Source organism: Treponema sp., from assembly GCF_045641405.1.
Taxonomy (GTDB): domain Bacteria; phylum Spirochaetota; class Spirochaetia; order Treponematales; family Treponemataceae; genus Treponema_D.
Window position 1 is genome coordinate 1 of record NZ_JAZUGX010000019.1, and the last position, 15,389, is coordinate 15,389.

General features: G+C 39.4%; 28 protein-coding genes and 1 pseudogene. 24 read left to right on the forward strand and 5 right to left on the reverse strand.

From position 1 onward, the window contains the following. Positions 1 to 509: 509 nt before the first annotated feature. On the reverse strand, positions 510 to 2,084 hold the full coding sequence (locus tag ACKI39_RS03545) for a transposase (RefSeq protein ID WP_407397725.1): 1,575 nt from the start codon (positions 2,082 to 2,084) through the stop codon (positions 510 to 512). Between the two features lie 1,033 nt (positions 2,085 to 3,117). Further along, positions 3,118 to 4,236, reverse strand: coding sequence for a tyrosine-type recombinase/integrase (locus tag ACKI39_RS03550; RefSeq protein WP_407397727.1), 1,119 nt, complete (start codon positions 4,234 to 4,236; stop codon positions 3,118 to 3,120). An 83-nt stretch (positions 4,237 to 4,319) separates the two neighbouring features. Here ACKI39_RS03550 and ACKI39_RS03555 point away from each other — a divergent pair, with 83 nt between their 5' ends. Then, on the forward strand, positions 4,320 to 4,568 hold the full coding sequence (locus ACKI39_RS03555) for a hypothetical protein (protein ID WP_407397729.1): 249 nt from the start codon (positions 4,320 to 4,322) through the stop codon (positions 4,566 to 4,568). On the opposite strand, the gene ACKI39_RS03560 is transcribed toward ACKI39_RS03555, so the two are convergent. The 3 genes and pseudogenes from ACKI39_RS03560 to ACKI39_RS03570 all read right to left on the reverse strand — a co-directional run bounded on the left by ACKI39_RS03560 (position 4,565) and on the right by ACKI39_RS03570 (position 5,214). Further along, a complete protein-coding gene (locus tag ACKI39_RS03560; protein WP_407397823.1) occupies positions 4,565 to 4,714 on the reverse strand; it encodes a hypothetical protein in 150 nt (49 codons plus the stop codon). The genes ACKI39_RS03555 and ACKI39_RS03560 overlap by 4 nt on opposite strands. A gap of 12 nt (positions 4,715 to 4,726) precedes the next feature. Beyond that, positions 4,727 to 4,897: pseudogene (locus tag ACKI39_RS03565) on the reverse strand (helix-turn-helix transcriptional regulator); the annotation flags it as partial. Then, complete coding sequence (locus ACKI39_RS03570) at positions 4,894 to 5,214, reverse strand: helix-turn-helix domain-containing protein (protein ID WP_407397731.1); 321 nt, start codon at positions 5,212 to 5,214, stop codon at positions 4,894 to 4,896. The gene ACKI39_RS03570 and the pseudogene ACKI39_RS03565, both read right to left, overlap by 4 nt. A gap of 381 nt (positions 5,215 to 5,595) precedes the next feature. Here ACKI39_RS03570 and ACKI39_RS03575 point away from each other — a divergent pair, with 381 nt between their 5' ends. From ACKI39_RS03575 to ACKI39_RS03685, 23 genes are all read left to right on the forward strand, one after another. After that, a complete protein-coding gene (locus tag ACKI39_RS03575) occupies positions 5,596 to 5,799 on the forward strand; it encodes a helix-turn-helix domain-containing protein (RefSeq protein WP_407397733.1) in 204 nt (67 codons plus the stop codon). Between the two features lie 92 nt (positions 5,800 to 5,891). Beyond that, positions 5,892 to 6,176 (forward strand): hypothetical protein, encoded by a 285-nt coding sequence (locus ACKI39_RS03580; protein ID WP_407397735.1) that lies wholly within the window; start codon positions 5,892 to 5,894, stop codon positions 6,174 to 6,176. 49 nt (positions 6,177 to 6,225) lie between these two features. Next, on the forward strand, positions 6,226 to 6,432 hold the full coding sequence (locus ACKI39_RS03585; RefSeq protein ID WP_407397737.1) for a hypothetical protein: 207 nt from the start codon (positions 6,226 to 6,228) through the stop codon (positions 6,430 to 6,432). 78 nt (positions 6,433 to 6,510) lie between these two features. After that, positions 6,511 to 6,735 (forward strand): hypothetical protein, encoded by a 225-nt coding sequence (locus ACKI39_RS03590; RefSeq protein ID WP_407397739.1) that lies wholly within the window; start codon positions 6,511 to 6,513, stop codon positions 6,733 to 6,735. Continuing rightward, positions 6,728 to 7,360, forward strand: a complete 633-nt coding sequence (locus ACKI39_RS03595; RefSeq protein ID WP_407397741.1) for a Sak single strand annealing protein — start codon at positions 6,728 to 6,730, stop codon at positions 7,358 to 7,360. Before ACKI39_RS03590 ends, ACKI39_RS03595 begins: the two co-directional genes overlap by 8 nt. 5 nt (positions 7,361 to 7,365) lie before the next feature. Continuing rightward, complete coding sequence (locus tag ACKI39_RS03600; RefSeq protein WP_407397743.1) at positions 7,366 to 7,554, forward strand: hypothetical protein; 189 nt, start codon at positions 7,366 to 7,368, stop codon at positions 7,552 to 7,554. Then, positions 7,554 to 7,967 carry a single-stranded DNA-binding protein gene (locus tag ACKI39_RS03605; protein ID WP_407397745.1) on the forward strand — a complete coding sequence of 138 codons (414 nt, stop codon included), beginning with the start codon at positions 7,554 to 7,556 and terminating at the stop codon, positions 7,965 to 7,967. The genes ACKI39_RS03600 and ACKI39_RS03605 overlap by 1 nt, the downstream gene beginning before the upstream one ends. A 12-nt stretch (positions 7,968 to 7,979) precedes the next feature. Next, a complete protein-coding gene (locus tag ACKI39_RS03610; RefSeq protein ID WP_407397747.1) occupies positions 7,980 to 8,753 on the forward strand; it encodes a hypothetical protein in 774 nt (257 codons plus the stop codon). Then, the gene (locus ACKI39_RS03615) at positions 8,695 to 9,537 is read left to right on the forward strand and encodes a DnaA ATPase domain-containing protein (RefSeq protein WP_407397749.1); all 843 of its coding nucleotides are present in this window, start codon (positions 8,695 to 8,697) and stop codon (positions 9,535 to 9,537) included. The genes ACKI39_RS03610 and ACKI39_RS03615 overlap by 59 nt, the downstream gene beginning before the upstream one ends. 3 nt (positions 9,538 to 9,540) lie before the next feature. Then, entirely contained in the window at positions 9,541 to 9,771 is a 231-nt protein-coding gene (locus ACKI39_RS03620; RefSeq protein WP_407397751.1) for a hypothetical protein, read from the forward strand. A gap of 4 nt (positions 9,772 to 9,775) precedes the next feature. Next, complete coding sequence (locus ACKI39_RS03625) at positions 9,776 to 11,119, forward strand: phosphoadenosine phosphosulfate reductase family protein (protein WP_407397753.1); 1,344 nt, start codon at positions 9,776 to 9,778, stop codon at positions 11,117 to 11,119. 18 nt (positions 11,120 to 11,137) lie between these two features. Beyond that, the gene (locus tag ACKI39_RS03630) at positions 11,138 to 11,368 is read left to right on the forward strand and encodes a hypothetical protein (RefSeq protein ID WP_407397755.1); all 231 of its coding nucleotides are present in this window, start codon (positions 11,138 to 11,140) and stop codon (positions 11,366 to 11,368) included. After that, the gene (locus ACKI39_RS03635) at positions 11,358 to 11,558 is read left to right on the forward strand and encodes a hypothetical protein (protein ID WP_407397757.1); all 201 of its coding nucleotides are present in this window, start codon (positions 11,358 to 11,360) and stop codon (positions 11,556 to 11,558) included. The genes ACKI39_RS03630 and ACKI39_RS03635 overlap by 11 nt, the downstream gene beginning before the upstream one ends. Positions 11,559 to 11,748: 190 nt before the next feature. Further along, positions 11,749 to 12,132, forward strand: coding sequence for a hypothetical protein (locus ACKI39_RS03640; protein ID WP_407397759.1), 384 nt, complete (start codon positions 11,749 to 11,751; stop codon positions 12,130 to 12,132). Further along, positions 12,113 to 12,367, forward strand: a complete 255-nt coding sequence (locus ACKI39_RS03645; RefSeq protein WP_407397761.1) for a hypothetical protein — start codon at positions 12,113 to 12,115, stop codon at positions 12,365 to 12,367. The genes ACKI39_RS03640 and ACKI39_RS03645 overlap by 20 nt, the downstream gene beginning before the upstream one ends. After that, positions 12,364 to 12,996: a hypothetical protein gene (locus ACKI39_RS03650; protein WP_407397763.1), complete on the forward strand. Its 633-nt coding sequence runs from the start codon at positions 12,364 to 12,366 to the stop codon at positions 12,994 to 12,996. The genes ACKI39_RS03645 and ACKI39_RS03650 overlap by 4 nt, the downstream gene beginning before the upstream one ends. Further along, positions 12,986 to 13,429 carry a hypothetical protein gene (locus tag ACKI39_RS03655; RefSeq protein ID WP_407397765.1) on the forward strand — a complete coding sequence of 148 codons (444 nt, stop codon included), beginning with the start codon at positions 12,986 to 12,988 and terminating at the stop codon, positions 13,427 to 13,429. Before ACKI39_RS03650 ends, ACKI39_RS03655 begins: the two co-directional genes overlap by 11 nt. Then, on the forward strand, positions 13,426 to 13,989 hold the full coding sequence (locus ACKI39_RS03660; protein WP_407397767.1) for an HNH endonuclease: 564 nt from the start codon (positions 13,426 to 13,428) through the stop codon (positions 13,987 to 13,989). The genes ACKI39_RS03655 and ACKI39_RS03660 overlap by 4 nt, the downstream gene beginning before the upstream one ends. After that, on the forward strand, positions 13,986 to 14,159 hold the full coding sequence (locus ACKI39_RS03665) for a hypothetical protein (protein WP_407397769.1): 174 nt from the start codon (positions 13,986 to 13,988) through the stop codon (positions 14,157 to 14,159). The genes ACKI39_RS03660 and ACKI39_RS03665 overlap by 4 nt, the downstream gene beginning before the upstream one ends. Then, a complete protein-coding gene (locus ACKI39_RS03670) occupies positions 14,156 to 14,371 on the forward strand; it encodes a hypothetical protein (RefSeq protein ID WP_407397771.1) in 216 nt (71 codons plus the stop codon). Before ACKI39_RS03665 ends, ACKI39_RS03670 begins: the two co-directional genes overlap by 4 nt. A 4-nt stretch (positions 14,372 to 14,375) precedes the next feature. After that, positions 14,376 to 14,645, forward strand: a complete 270-nt coding sequence (locus ACKI39_RS03675) for a hypothetical protein (RefSeq protein ID WP_407397773.1) — start codon at positions 14,376 to 14,378, stop codon at positions 14,643 to 14,645. Positions 14,646 to 14,665: 20 nt separating this feature from the next. Continuing rightward, on the forward strand, positions 14,666 to 14,857 hold the full coding sequence (locus ACKI39_RS03680) for a hypothetical protein (RefSeq protein WP_407397775.1): 192 nt from the start codon (positions 14,666 to 14,668) through the stop codon (positions 14,855 to 14,857). 91 nt (positions 14,858 to 14,948) lie between these two features. Then, on the forward strand, positions 14,949 to 15,380 hold the full coding sequence (locus ACKI39_RS03685; RefSeq protein WP_407397777.1) for a dUTP diphosphatase: 432 nt from the start codon (positions 14,949 to 14,951) through the stop codon (positions 15,378 to 15,380). Positions 15,381 to 15,389 lie beyond the last annotated feature (9 nt).

Consider the following 15,389-nt stretch of genomic DNA (forward strand, 5'->3'; position numbering starts at 1 on the left):
GCAGGGACATTTGTATTCTAATAATGAACCCATAATAATCACTCCTAATTCACTGTTTTTTTATGATTAAATCAGTATTGCGGAAATGCTGATCAGATTCCGGATTTGTTTTATCCTGAATCATTTGCTCTATTCCAGAACTGTTTTATCAAAGTATGTTTACATTATAGCATATTTCCTGCAAAAAACAAATATAATTTTATTATTTTTCAAAATTCTGCTTTTAAACTCCGGGGCAATTCAGAGAAACGACCCCGCCGCCTATAGAGGCGATAGATATCCTCTGTGTTATTATAAAAAATCAAATTATAGGGGCTGTTAAAAAACAGCCACGAAAAATGAGAAAACCACCTCGTAATAAAATGAGGTGGTTTTCTCATTTTAACATATATGATTTCAACAAGAAATCAACATCAAAACCATATAAATGCGGAAAATAGGGTGCAAAAAAGCTGTACGAAGAAATTCAAAATTTTTTCGCACAAAATATGGTATTAAATTGAGAATGGTTAAGCAGCTTTGAGCATTTTCATTCTACGAAGATGAAACTTATGAAGATTAAAACCACAGCAAATAAGCCCGAATTCAAGCATAACACCGTCAAATCCTCTTCTTCTAAGTCTTTTGTAGTCACGATTCCATTTGATTGTACCGAAAGCACCTTCAGACTGTATACTTCTGTTCATACGAAGTAACGCCCCCTGGATGCTGTTCAAGTTATCAATAACTTCTTTATGAAATCCTGTAAGTTCCTCATTAACCCTGATTATACGATTGCCCTTGCCTTTATGACACTGACTTCTAAGTTCACAGCCTTCACAGCTCTCACACTGGTAGAATTCTTCGGTTCTGCCATATTTATTATCTTTAACAGGAGAATTTCTTTGAAAAAAGAATCTTTTTCCGGCAGGACAAATCATATTTCCGTTTTCATCAGTTTTAAAGTTTACGGAACGGTATGGATTAAGATGATATTTCAAATCTTTTGTTTCTTTATTGAACATAGTAAATTTCATGTATTTTTTCATACCATGCTGTTCACAGAAAAGATAGTTATTGTAGCTGCCGTATCCGGCATCAGCCACAGGATATTCGGGCCAGAAACCGTATATGTCATGAAAAGCCTGCATCACCGGCTGGAAACAGTCCATATCAGAAGCAAACTGAAAAGCTTTGAACACAGCGATATATCCGTCACAGATTCCTAACTGAAAATTGTATGCAGGAAGAAGCTGATCATTGCCCATATAGTCTTTTTTTACTCTCATAAAAGTCGCATCATGATCAGTCTTTGAATAACTGCCTCTGGATTCGCCGCAGGTTTCAATATGCTTACCATAACTTATGATTTTCTCTGTGTATTCAACAAGCATATCATAATATCTTTGCTCCGGAGTTTTTCTCTTACCTTTGCCATAAACAAAATCTTCAGGATTCAGGCAGGTTTTCTCAAGGTAATTCAACCTTATCATTTCAAGATATTCCGGAGCATACTCTGTGCGTGTACCGAATCTGATTCTGTAAGATGACATAATATCTTCATTGATAGTATTAATGAGATCAGTAACCTTCAGAAAAGTCTTATCTCTGCTTTTAATGCAGGATTTTTTCCATACCCACGTATATTTATTTGCATTTGCTTCAATCTTTGAACCGTCAATATATATATGATTAAGATCGACTTCATCAACAGAAAAAATATATTCGTTTATCTCTGCAAAAATCTCTTCAATACTGCACTTAAGGCTGTTGTTTATGAAGTTACCAATTGAAACATAACTTGGAACATTCATATCATCAAGTATCCACATGAATCTAATGTCGGTTTTGCAGAGTTTTTCAATTTCTCTCAATGAAATATATCCGTTTTCCATAAAAGCGAACAGTGTAATCTTCAGAAGCTTTTCTGAATCATATCCTGGACGACCTGTATTGTAGTCCTTCTCTACAATATATCTGTTTAGGTCAATATGATTCATAACTTCCATGAAAGAATACACTGAATCAGTAATATCAATAATTTTTTCGTAATCCACTGGTAATTTCAGCTGGATTGGTGTATAATTAGTCTCAGTGATTTTCATGATTTAGCAACTTGATTATATCACAAAAAATTAGCTGCACACAAGTGGTGCAGCTAATTTTTTTATAAATAGTAATGGGTATCTCATTGAGATGCCCATTACCATTTTGATGGGGAGTTTCTTAACAGCCCCTTTTTTTGTTTTAAAAATTTTTTATCAGCAGCAATCTTTGAATATAGAGACTTTGAAACAGCTGGAAGACCTGAAAGTGAAAGAAGCAGAACCGGAACAGGACAGCCGGAACAGAAGCGAGGATTTTTCCGAAGATTCCGCAAATAAACAGAAAAAAACCACCTGCAAAGCAGATGGCCCTCTCCTGATACCGTATACCATATTATGTCTTGAATAAAAAAACAACGATATGATATAATGATTGTATAACAATATTATCTAATCGTTATATACTACGCCAATAGTGTATAACAACCCGGAAAACATTCGCCAAAATGTTTTCCCAACAAAAACGATATAACTGTGTCACCTTTTAATTAAGCCAATTTTAATTTGCATTGTAGATTTTTGCACTCTACAATGAAGTTAAAAAAACGACCTATAATTTGATTATAGGTGTATTGTCTTACGTCAAAAGTCACCGTTACCCGTTTGAGTTACTACATTAATTATATAACGAATATAGGCTATTGTCAATAATAATAAACCAAATTTACTAAATTTTTTTAAAAAACTATTTACTTATAGTGCGCTAAAAGAGTATATTGCAAATTCAAACATTTAATGATATAATAGAATACGGAAGAAAAATTACATCATCGGCCAAAAACCAATATTGTGCAAAACCGTCACTGAAAAGTGGCGGTTTTCTTCGTTTATGTCGTGGTTTTTGTCGTAGTGGTATTGCAAGTCGCGCAGATACGTCACTTCGATTATATCCCGCCTATAATCGATGTACTTTGTGATTCTACGTAAATGCTTTATGTATTGGAATTGTCGATTTGTGGCGATGAGGAAAAATTAAGAAAAATCATTTTTAATGTCGTAAACTTGTCGTAGTAAGCAACCGAAAGTGTCGTGGTCAAATTTCAAGCTGTTTTCTGATGGCTTCGACATCGGCATGAGCGTATCTCTGTCGGAGCATTTTCAGATCAGACCAGCCAAGTGTTTCGGCTATTGCAAAAATGTTTTTATCTTCAGCGACCCACAGAGTTGCACGCGAATGCCTGAGGCCGTGCGGAGTAACCATCGGAATGTCACATCCTTCTTTCTGCAGCTTCCTTATGAACTCAGTGAAGTGATATGTAAACTTTTTGGCTGAGTATGCTTCACCGTAAGGACTTACAATAAAATCCTTTTCAGCAAACATTGGGTCTCCGGTTATGATCCTTATTGTTTCATCAGATACCGGTACTACACGATTTCTGAATTTGTTTTTCGTGCCTTCGATTTTTACCCGATTGTCAATCATAGTAACTGCACGCTGTATATGTATAGTCTTGTTGTCGATGTCGATGTCATCACGCATTATGCCAAGCAGTTCCGAACGGCTGAAGCCGTACTCAGCCATAAGCATTACGCCGACCTTGAGCCATGTAGGCTTATCTTTGCATATCTTCAGCAGGGTTTCCATTTGCTCTGCGTTTAATACAGTTTTTATTTTTTCCTCTTTGCCGAAGTCTATGCGTAGGCGTTCTACAGGATTTGCGTATAAATACCCAGAATCCATAGCGTACTGAAATATCCCTCTTAATACGCCGCGGTGGGCGACAAGCGTTCCTCTGGACATTTCTTTCTTCGATATAAAATATTTTTCAACATCTACCCTGCGAATGTTTTTAATTTTCCAGTCTCCGAAATACGGCAGAATATGTTTGTTCACGATGTTTCCATAAAGCACATGATACGTTGATTCTCTGACTTTCTCAATCTTAATTTGCCTGTATTCCTCGACAATTTCGCGCAGTGTTATATTTTCATTGTTGGTGATTTCTCCTCTGCGTTCTGCAAGCTCACGTTCTATCTTGTAGCGTTCACCGTCTGCTTTTGCTTTTTCCCACGACTCCGCAGAATAAAATGATTTTCTGATTGGTTTTCCATCCATATTATACCCGATAGTCACTTTTGCTTCGTAAGTGCCATCGGGTCTTTTTTTATGCTGTATTTTCTTCGGCCTTGCCATTGTAAATCCTTCTTTCAATGTTCACTTAATTTCACTGCCAGCTTTCAACCGTTTTCGACAGGTCAAAAATGTTATAGTTGAAAACAGGAGGTGATAAATATATGTTCAGTTCAAAAATCAACGACTTCATACATCAGGATAATGAAAAAATAGACAGACTAATTGAGAATTTCCCAATCAATCTGCCTGTATCTGCTGTAGCTGATTTTTTATCCATGGATGTATCGAGCGTCAGAGCTGTAATAGAGAATGGAGTGGTTGGTCTTGCCTGGAAAAAGAGCGGGAGAGCCAACCACGGATATTATATTCCAACAGCTCAGTTCGTACGCTGGTATCTTAAGATGTGTTAATTGTTATGTGCGAGCTTCATGCCGTATGCAGCAAACTCCGACTGGTCATCTGCGCTCATAAGCCTATACATCTGTACTATCAGCTGTTCTTTTTCCGTTAGTGGATTCACAAACGACAGTTCCGTATCGTCATCTGCTAACAGCATTACATCTATATTAAGAAAACCCGCAATTTTTTGTATGTTTTCCGCAGACGGATTCTTGTAGCCTCTGTGCCAGTTCATCACAGATTGACGTGATACGTTAATAGCTTCAGCAAGCTTGGCAAATGTGATATCACGTTCAGCGAGAAGCACATTCACTTTTTGCATTGTGGTCATGCGGGTCATCCTTCCTGCTGAACGAATTTTATATACTTCAGTACATCGGCTTTTTTGTCGTCTGAAAGTTGCTGCAGTTCTGCTTGTATGGATAGATCAATAGCATTTTCATCTGATTCGGAACCGGTGAGATAATCAACGGGAACATTAAAATAATCGGCAAGTGCTTTGAGTGTAGCGTACTTCGGGTTGCTTCTTCCTTTTTTCCATTCAGTGAAATTTGACTGAGGTATCCCGATAGCATCAGCAACCTGCTTTGCTGTTAGTTTTCGTGATTTCATAAGTTCGAATAATCTTGGTACGTTTGTTTGTGATAGTTCCGGCATGCCAGCACTCCTCTCTGTCAAAATTGTATAAATCCCATTCGTTAAATAGTTGCAAAATAAACATATTTTATAAAAATACAGAAATTTGAATTTTTCTATTTACAAATACAGATTTCTGTATTATACTATAAGTATAGCAAATCTGCTATACAAAGTATAACACACAAGTTCGATAATGTCAACTAAAGGCGACCACAGCAACAACGGTGTATGATAATGGCATCCGATTAACCACAAGGAGAAAAAAGAAGCCGTGATTCACATTGATAAGCGAATGTGTTGGAGATGGAATTAAAAAGAGTATCCATGTAATTCTAAGCGGTAACCAGTTGAGGGGTAACAGCTTGTTAGTCTTTGGTTTACATATAAGGAGGCGATAGATTGCTATATAACGAAGCATTAAGGTCTTGCAGACTTGATGCTAACATGACACAGGAACAGGTGGCCGAAGCCTTATCAGTTACAAAAGGCGCGATAAGCCAGTATGAAAACGGAGTAGGCTCAGCACCAAGTATCAGCCGTTTGTTTCAGTTAGCTGATTTGTACAACGTATCGTTGGATAAGCTACTTGGAAGAAATAAATAAAAAAGCCGCACCGGTGGAGCGGTACGACTTTTAAGGATTTACTCTTATATTCTATCACAATAAGAGTAACAAATCAAGAGGAGGATTTACACATGGAAGAAAAAATGAACATTATCGCAGAGGCCGTTTACAAGGCATGTGCAGAGACAGGATTCAGCTCAGAATTCAATCGCTCAGAATACACAGTAAGCGTAAATTTCGGATGCGGAGATGACTACTGGTCAGTGGATATAGGTATCTCAGGAAGCAGGAAAGGTTCGGGAAGGGTTTATGAACATGGCGGGAAAGTGAGATTTGTAAACCTTGATGAAGCGCTCAGGCTTATCACAGAGGGATTCAGAGCGGAAGGAGTTGTGTTCAATGCGACAGCAGCTTAGTACCTTGTTGGTAGTCGTAACGCTTATGATCCTGATGTTTGAGACGTTTATGATATATCTTAATGTCATTGATGGTATACCACTTCTCAGAATGATCTGTTTTACTGTGCTGGCATTATACATAATTCACACTGGAGAACTCAATAGGCGTGAATATGAAGCTAAGAGGAAGAAAATCAAGAAGCTCAAAGCAGAAGTTGAACGTACCGCTCTGATAAATGAGTATGAACAGTTCAGAAAGGAGATGCACGGATGAATACTTGCATATATGATTCGTTTGAAGAATGCTGTGGCGGTTGTATAAACTGTCCGAGAGCAGAACAGGAGGATGAAGATGTTTGACTCAGGAGTAAGCAGTTATATCACGGGAGTCACCGAAATTACTCAGGGGTTCCCTGTAGACCATAAAGGAAAGGCGTATGTAGCCTGTAAGTATTGTCGATTTTTCATCGGCAGACATTGTATAATCACAAGCGAGATTGTTCCATTTCCTGATACTCATATCGGAAGGGAATGCCCGCTTGTCATGGAAGATGTACAGGAGGAATATGATGGCTGAAAAAAATTATTTTGAAGTACTTTACGCCGTAGATGTCAACGACAAGAAGAAGCCAAAAGGCAAACTGATGTATCTGTCATGGACATGGGCGTGGGCAGAAGTTAAAAAGAAACATCCTGATGCGACCTATACGATTTACGAGAACGACAAGGGATGGAACTACCACACAGACGGCCGCACTTGCTGGGTTAAAACTGGTGTTACAGTGAACGGAATCGAGCATATCGAATATCTGCCGATTATGGATTTTAAGAATCAGTCAATCCCTGTTGATAGGGTTACTTCGTTTGAAGTCAATAAGACTATTCAAAGAAGCATCACAAAGGCTTGCGCACGTCATGGACTTGGATTATATATCTACGAGGGTGAAGATCTTCCGGAAGAGTCTGATGGCAAGACGGCCGCTCAGAGCGTAGTAGACAAGGCGAAGGACGCAGGCGTAGAAGTAGCGAAGGAATACAAATGCTGTGATTGCGGAAAGCCGTTCGTGGAGTACACGGACAAGACCGGCAAGGTGTGGAACGCCGGCCAGATGTATCATATATCAGAAAGCAGCAACACAGACAGCAAGGCAAGATGTAGCGCCTGCATGGATAAGGCAGGCACAAGAAAACAGAAAGGATAATTCATATGTTTATAGTTTTTGGTAACTCAATAATCAACGCAAATAACGTTCGTAACTTTGCTATGATTAACGACACTACAATCGTGGCATTCGGTATCAACGGAGACTACATTGACAGTGAGAAATACGAAACAAAGGAAGAATGTGAGAAGTCACTCGCAAAAATCAATGATATTGTAGGAGGAATAATGTAATGAACATATGCGTTTTTAAGGGCAGACTTACCGCTGATCCAGAACTCAGAACCACACCAAGCAGCATATCAGTAACAAAGTTTAGCATAGCTGTTGATGGCTATGCTAAACAGGGAGAAGAAAAGAAGGTTGACTTCATCAGATGCACAGCTTGGAGAGGAACGGCCGATTTCATCAGCAAGTATTTTCAGAAGGGTCAGGAAATCCTTGTAAGAGGCTCACTTCATAATGCAGACTACACGGATGCCAACGGTGTTAAACACTACAGCATGGATGTTACGGTTGACAATGTAGAATTCTGTGGAAGTAAGAACAGCAGCTCTGGACAGCAGCAGAACAGTTCGGAGAATGTAGAGATAGGTGACCTCGGAGACTTCGAGGAAATCCTTTCAGACGGAGACGTTCCGTTTTAAGTAGGTGATTAAATGGCAGAAAAGAGAATGTTTGCGCAGTCAGTGATTGACAGTGATATGTTCCTTGAAATGCCTGCAACATCACAGTGCTTATACTTTCATCTTGCCATGCGTGCTGACGATGATGGTTTTATAAATAAACCGAAGTCAATAATGCGCATGGTAGGAGCGAAAGATGACGACATCAATGTTTTGATTTCCAAAAACTTTATAAAGCCGTTTGAGAGTGGTGTTGTGGTAGTAACTCACTGGAAAATACACAACAATGTACGCAAAGACATGTATAAACCTACTGTGTATCAGCATGAAATGCAGTGCTTGACTGTAGGAAAATCGGGGATTTATGAATATTGTTCTGCTTCCGATACAATTCCGATACATGATTGTACCGAACCCGTAACGGAATCGATACAGAACAGTAACATAGATAAGGATAGGTTAGATAAGGATAGATTAGATAAGAATAGGATAGAGAATATAGAGGAAAAAGAGGAGAAAAAGAAGAAAACTGCAAGCAGATTTTCTCCGCCCTCACTCGATGAAGTAAAAGCGTATTGTGTTGAGCGTAAAAACTCAGTGGATGCAGAGCACTTCATTGACTATTATTCATCAAACGGGTGGAAGGTAGGCAAAAACAGCATGAAGGACTGGAAGGCTGCAGTCCGGAACTGGGAGAAAAACGGATACAGCAATAGTAGCAACAAGGGAGGGGATTTTGTTGACCAGTATGGCAGAATTAATTTCGGGGCAAGTCACTTCGACGAAAACGACCCGACAGTATTCTAAACTGTCGGACGAGGAGAGAATAGCCAAGGATCTTGAGTATTTTGCTTCAGATAAAGCACACGCATATTTAGTCGAGAAAGCAAAGTTTTATAACTCTATTCCAGGGGATTTAAAATTCTACGACTGTAAAAAGTGCCTTAACAAGGGCGTAATTGAATACATTACAGACGATTACAGCGAAAGTTGTAAAGTCTGTAGCTGTATGAAGATAAGAAGCTGCTATCAGGCTATGGCCAACAGCGGAATAACACAGTCAGCAATAGAGCGTATGACGTTTGACAGCTTTAGGGAGTCAGAACACGAGTGGCAGACAAGATTAAAGCACACGGCGGTAAGATACGCCGAAAGTGATTTGTCAAAGTGGCTGCTACTCTCAGGCCAGAGCGGTTGTGGCAAAACGCATTTATGCACAGCAGTCAGCAAGTGGCTGATGGAGAACGGCAGACAGGTCAAATATGTTTTATGGCATGACGTAGTCAGGAAGCTGGCAGGCAACAAATACAATGCCGAAGCATATGACAGATATATGGACGGCATAAGAAATGCCGATGTTCTGTATATCGATGATATGTTTAAATCAGAGAAAACAGAAAAGGGAATAGCGTTTGAAATAATCAACGCAAGATACATCAGCAGAAAACCAACAATAATATCAACAGAATTATCTCTGAGCGATATTGAAATAATAGATCCTGCGATATCAAGCAGAATATACGAGATGTCAACGGGATTTATTGCACAGGTTAAGGCTGATAATTCAAGAAATTACAGAACGGGGAATTAAAAAATGTATTTGAAATGTAGGGAATGCGGAAGAACGTTCCGCAGCAATGAAAAATGGACTATGTGTCCGGAATGTATAGCTGATGAAATGGTAGGCAAAAAGGAACAACAGGTTCCGAAACCGAAAAAAAAGAAAACAATATCTCAGCTTGAACGTGACGCCAAAAGAGCCAGTGAACTCGGAATGAGTTACGGCCAGTATGTCGCTGAGCTGAGAGCAGGAAGGATAGTGTGAATTAATGCTTCAAGATAAGTATAGTTTTGCTGAGGTGAGGGAGCTTCAGAAAATGCCTCTTGAACTAAAAATAGGACTGGCCAAAGAGGTTTTGACAGAAGTGTTTAAATTATCCCGTCACAACATAGCTATTGCGTTTTCAGGAGGAAAAGACAGTCAGGTCGTTGCTGATCTGATTGAAAGATTTTTTCCGGAAGAACACAAAAGGGTTTATCTTATATTCGGTAACACTGGGATTGAATTTCCGGAAAGCCTGAAGTTTGCGAGAAAGTACGGCAAACAACATTATGGAGACAGATTCCGAGAAACAAAGCTAACAAAGCTTGACGAAGATGAACTGCGGTATGAGTTTGCAAGAGAACTCATACAGGAGATTGAATCAGAAGGCAAGCTTGACGAAATTCTGAAGCCGGACGGAAAACTCAAAGGACAGAAAGCACTCGTGGAAGCAGCAAAACGCAGAGGATATGCACTGAATAAACAGAACTGTTTCTTTCGAGGGCACACAAAAAGTTTTGCTTACTGCATAGAGCAGTATGGCGCTCCTCTACTCGGAAAGGCAACATCGAAGCTTGATGCGCACAGAATAAACATTGAGTGTTTTCTGAAATATTCAAAAACAGACAGCGAAAAAGATGAGCTGAAAGAGTACTATGAAATTCTGAGGGAATGTAAATTCAGCCAGCATTGCTGCAAGCTTCTGAAGAAAGAACCTTCTGAGCGTATGCAGGCAGAACTGGATGTTGATGTGATAATCAAAGGACTGATGGCGTCAGAATCAAGAACGAGACTTACAAGCTTTTCGACCAGAGGCCATATATTTGCAAGTCACAGGCCACACATCAAAGACGGTGCGTTTTATCACTGTTCTCCGATAAGTGTGTGGACTGATGACGATGTTTGGGAGTATATTCATAAATTCAACCTTGAGTATTCACCTTTGTACGATATTGAATATACATCTGAGGACGGAACTGTTCAGAAGATCAAGAGAAACGGCTGCATAATGTGTGGAACGGATTTACAGTTCAAAGACAATCATTTGTCTATTCTGCGTCAAACACATCCAAAAGCGTGGGATAGCTGCATGAACCATTTTGGATATGGTGAGCAGCTTCACAAGTTGTTTACAATCAAGAAGAACAAGAATATTTTAAATGCTTACACCGACAACGGAACGAGAGCGAGAATGATTGAGCGCTTCAACGGCGTTCAGAATTTGTTATCAGCAAGGCCGTGTGTGTATGACGAGTTTGGAGAGCTTGTTGATATATCAGGTACAGGACTTGAAAACGAATATGATGCAGAAATAGCCGTACTGGAGAGCGGACAGTTGATGCTGTTATAACACAAAGGAGATATGAGAATGAAACCAACGGCAGAACAGCTGCTTCAGAACCTTGAAGCACTGAAAGTAATGATTGAATTAAACGGAGACAACGAACTGGAACTACACGATAAAGCTGTGTTGGCAAATGCTGTGGCATGGTCAGCAGAGCAAATCAGAAAAAAATATGATATTACATCATTTTTTTATGTTCCGGCAGAGGAAAAAGCGAAAAAACTGTATAAAGAGAGGTTCGAAAATGACGATTGAAAAGGCAATAGGTATATTGCAGATGGAAAATGAGCTGCTGACGTTTGACCCAAACACTGGTGATGAGATACCGTATGAGTTTTTGAACGACCTCAACAGAGATTGCTACGATGCTCATGTGTTCCTGATAGAACTTCTGGAAAAGCATTTTCGTGAGGTCAAGAAAAAGATTGAACTGGTAGAAGAATGATGAAAACGTGTAGAGATTGCTCACACCCGTGTCCTGAGAGGTCAAGAGAATATCCTTGTAGGTCATTTACGTTCATAGATGGTACTGACAAGCCGAATAAGGCGGGTGTAAACAATAAGCTGATAAACTATACTAAAAAATCAAAAGGCTCAAAAACGAGCGCAGAGAAAGCGAGGAAGCCATGAGGGTTTTGAATTGTAAAATTTGCGGTAAGGAATTTACCACAAATCATCACAACAAGCTGACGTGCAGCAAAGAGTGCAGCGACAGAAACAAGAACGACAGATACAAAATGATGACTTCAGAGAAAAAACAGGAGCTGCGTGAATATTATGAAAGCAGATATCAGCCGAAGTCAATTTGCAGAATATGCGGAAAGGTTGTTGAACAGGCTGTACTGTCAACAAGACGCACATCAAAAAGATATCACGATGACTGCGTGATAAAGGATTGTTTAGCTACGATATACGCAGGCAAAGCAATTAGCAAAAGTCAGCAGCTCAGACTGTATTCAAGAGGGTACACGATAAAGGAATTGAAAGAGGAATTTATAAATGGAAAAGATGAAATTTAAACTGTCGGATACAGCAGATTTTCAGAAATATGCAAAAGTGGGTACCACACGCAAGAACAGAAAGAACAAAGCAAGACGCAGAGAACGTAAACGTGAATGGAAAGAGAATAATCCGAAGCCACAGAATGTTGAGAGAAAAGTTGAGGATAAAGTTGAATATAAAAAGCCGGAAGTGCTTTCAGTTAATGATGTGATTAAGGCTGTGTCAGACAGCAGAAAGAAGGTGAAAAGATGATTGAATTTGAAAATACAGAAGTGTTTGGGTGGAAAGCTGCTATTCGTGGCATGAGAAATCCAATGAACTCATGGGATAAGTCGGACAGCCTTATTGATTATTATGGGCTATATGAACTTGGAGAAAACGACCTCAAGCTGATGAAAAATCTTATTGCTGCCGGTTCAGATCACAGCAAGTTCATGCGTATGATTAATGTCACGGTTGATATTACAGCACCTCGCTTGTGGTGGATTGAAGCTGATACTTATAAGGTTGGAACAGTAAAAAATTCGTGCAGTACAATGCACAAGATACACAGCAAAGAATTCACACTCGATGATTTCAGCGTTGAACACCTTACGGAATTATCGCTCAACCAGATTTCTTATACAATTACAGCGTTGAATTATAACAGAGAGTTGTATTTGGCAGAGGCAGATAAGGAAAACAGAAAAAAAATCTGGTGGCAGATGATACAACTTCTGCCTCAGAGCTACAACCAGAAAGCTACAGTGCAGCTGAATTATGCGGTACTCAGGAATATGTATCACAGCAGAAAGAACCACAAGCTCGATGAGTGGTCAGTAGGGTTCGTGGAATGGGTTAAAAACCTGCCATACTCAGATTTAATCACGGATGAGAGCTGATGATTACGAACCGGAACACTATCGCTGTTCTGAGTGCAAACACTTCAGAAACTGCAAGCGAGTAGACAATGACAAAGTAAAATTTGCAAAAGTATGGTTTTTATCCGAGCCGAACTGCCCGATAGTCTGCTGCGACTTCGAGCTGCGTGATTATATGATTTATGCAAAGCAAAACTGGATTGATTTTGAAACATACTGGAGAGAATATGTTGAAAACTGGCTGCCATATGGAAACACTGACAGGCTTGTTTACTTCACTCTGAACGGAGATACGTCAATCCGGTACGGTGTCAGAATGATGGATTATGTTTATGGATATATGTATTCTGACAACAAACTGAACGCAGTCGAGAAAATGTATTACAAGCAAACGAGAGGTGGATTCGGATACAAGCTGATAAGAGAAGGAATCGAGGGTGTGAGTATTGAATGAGTGAAAAAAAGAAATACAACACAGCAAGAAATTTAGACGCCAAAACAATTATGACGTTTAAAGAAAGAATTGAAGCAATCGAAGATGAACGAGAGCGAGAAATATGTCGCTTGTATATCGAAGAATCTATGTCAACAATCGATATCCAGAATTTAAATCTTTTTAAGAGTAAAGGAAACAAAAGATGCAAGGATGGCAGAGGAATCAGGGCTGCTACGATATATCATATTGTAAACACTCATTTTCCGGAGGTGTTTAAAGCGAGAAAAAAGAAAAAAACAGAAAAACAGTTAATGATATATAAAGATAGAAAAAAACTACAAAAAGAACGCTTGAAAGATTACAGAACTTGTTGGAGATGCGGCTCGTGCGAAGAAATAGAACTTCATCATATGTTGCCACTAAAATACGGTGGAGAAGCAGATGAAAGGAATTTAATCCCTTTGTGTAAAGATTGCCATTCTGAATACACAAAATATCAAAGAGAAAAGCACAAAGAAATAGTTTCAAGATTTATAGTTCAAAATGAATTGAAACTGGCGAAAGGAGTGAGTGAATGAATTTTTACTGCTTAAAGCAGTCACTGAGCTGTCCAAGGGATTTACTCGGAAATCCGGATTGCACAAACTGCGCGGAATACAAATGCGAAAACTGCGGAAGGACAAAGACAAAGGCTTGTCTGGAATGTCCGAAGCTTGAGGAATACGATAAGGAAGTGGACTGGATATGACCGTAAAGGAAAGAGCAATGCAGGATTATACTGACCGTATAATCAAATATTGCGAAGAACATGAAAACTGTAAAGGCTGTGTATTTGAAACGGAGCCTGACATAAATGGAGATTCATGTCCGTTTTATGTGGTTCCGTCTTATTTCAATGCACTTTTTCCGGAAAAGCATATTGCAACAACAGTTACGAAGATAGAACTGGTGGAGGAGTGAGAAGATGCCAAAATATATTGAAGCCGTGAAAGCAGCTGAAATCATAGCAGAGCGAACAAAGTTCAATATGGTTTATTTGGTGGACTGGTTCTGTGAGATAGCTTCAGAGGATGTAAAGCCGGTTGTTCATGCTCACTGGATATTACGCAGACCGTTTGCACAATGCAGTGAATGCAAAAGGTTTTGCGGTCAGTGGGATTATGACAGTGCAGATCATTTTTGCAGAAACTGTGGAGCGAAGATGGATGAAGAACCGGAAGCTGATGAAAGATAAATTTTGGTGAGGTGATATGCATGGTAAGAAATGAAAATAATAGATTGACTGAAGAAGGTTTACGCTGGAGCAACATCATAGAAGAAGACATAGCAGAACTTATAAGAGAAATGCGAGAACAGAATATGTCTTACGAAGATATATCACATCTTCTATTATTAGGAGTTTCAGGCTCTATGATGACTGTTTTAATGGATGAAACAAATTTTTAGTAATAAAAGTTGAATTTTAATTGCACATCGTGCAATTAATGCACGAACTGATTGCACGTGTGCGTTTAAATCAAAACAGGAGGATAAATAAATGGAAATTAAAATCAAGTATCATGATGGCATGGAAGAATGGCCAATCGAAAAGATTTCAAAAGGTGACTGGATAGACCTGAGAGCTGCGGAAGATGTAACACTCGTAAAGTTTCAGTCAGCTATGATTAGCCTGGGCGTATCAATGGAACTGCCTTCCGGATACCATGCACAGCTTGCACCAAGAAGCTCGACCTTCAAGAACTTCGGTATCATAATGGCAAATTCGATAGGCATAATTGATAATTCATACTGCGGCGACAATGACATCTGGCATTTCCCTGCAATAGCCATGAAGAACGGAGTCATCCACAAAGGCGATAGAATAGCTCAGTTCCGCATAGTGAAGAATTCTGAACCGGTTACATTTACGGCTGTAGAAACGCTCGGGAACGCTGACAGAGGCGGAATAGGAAGCACTGGAACAAGATAAGGAGGTTCA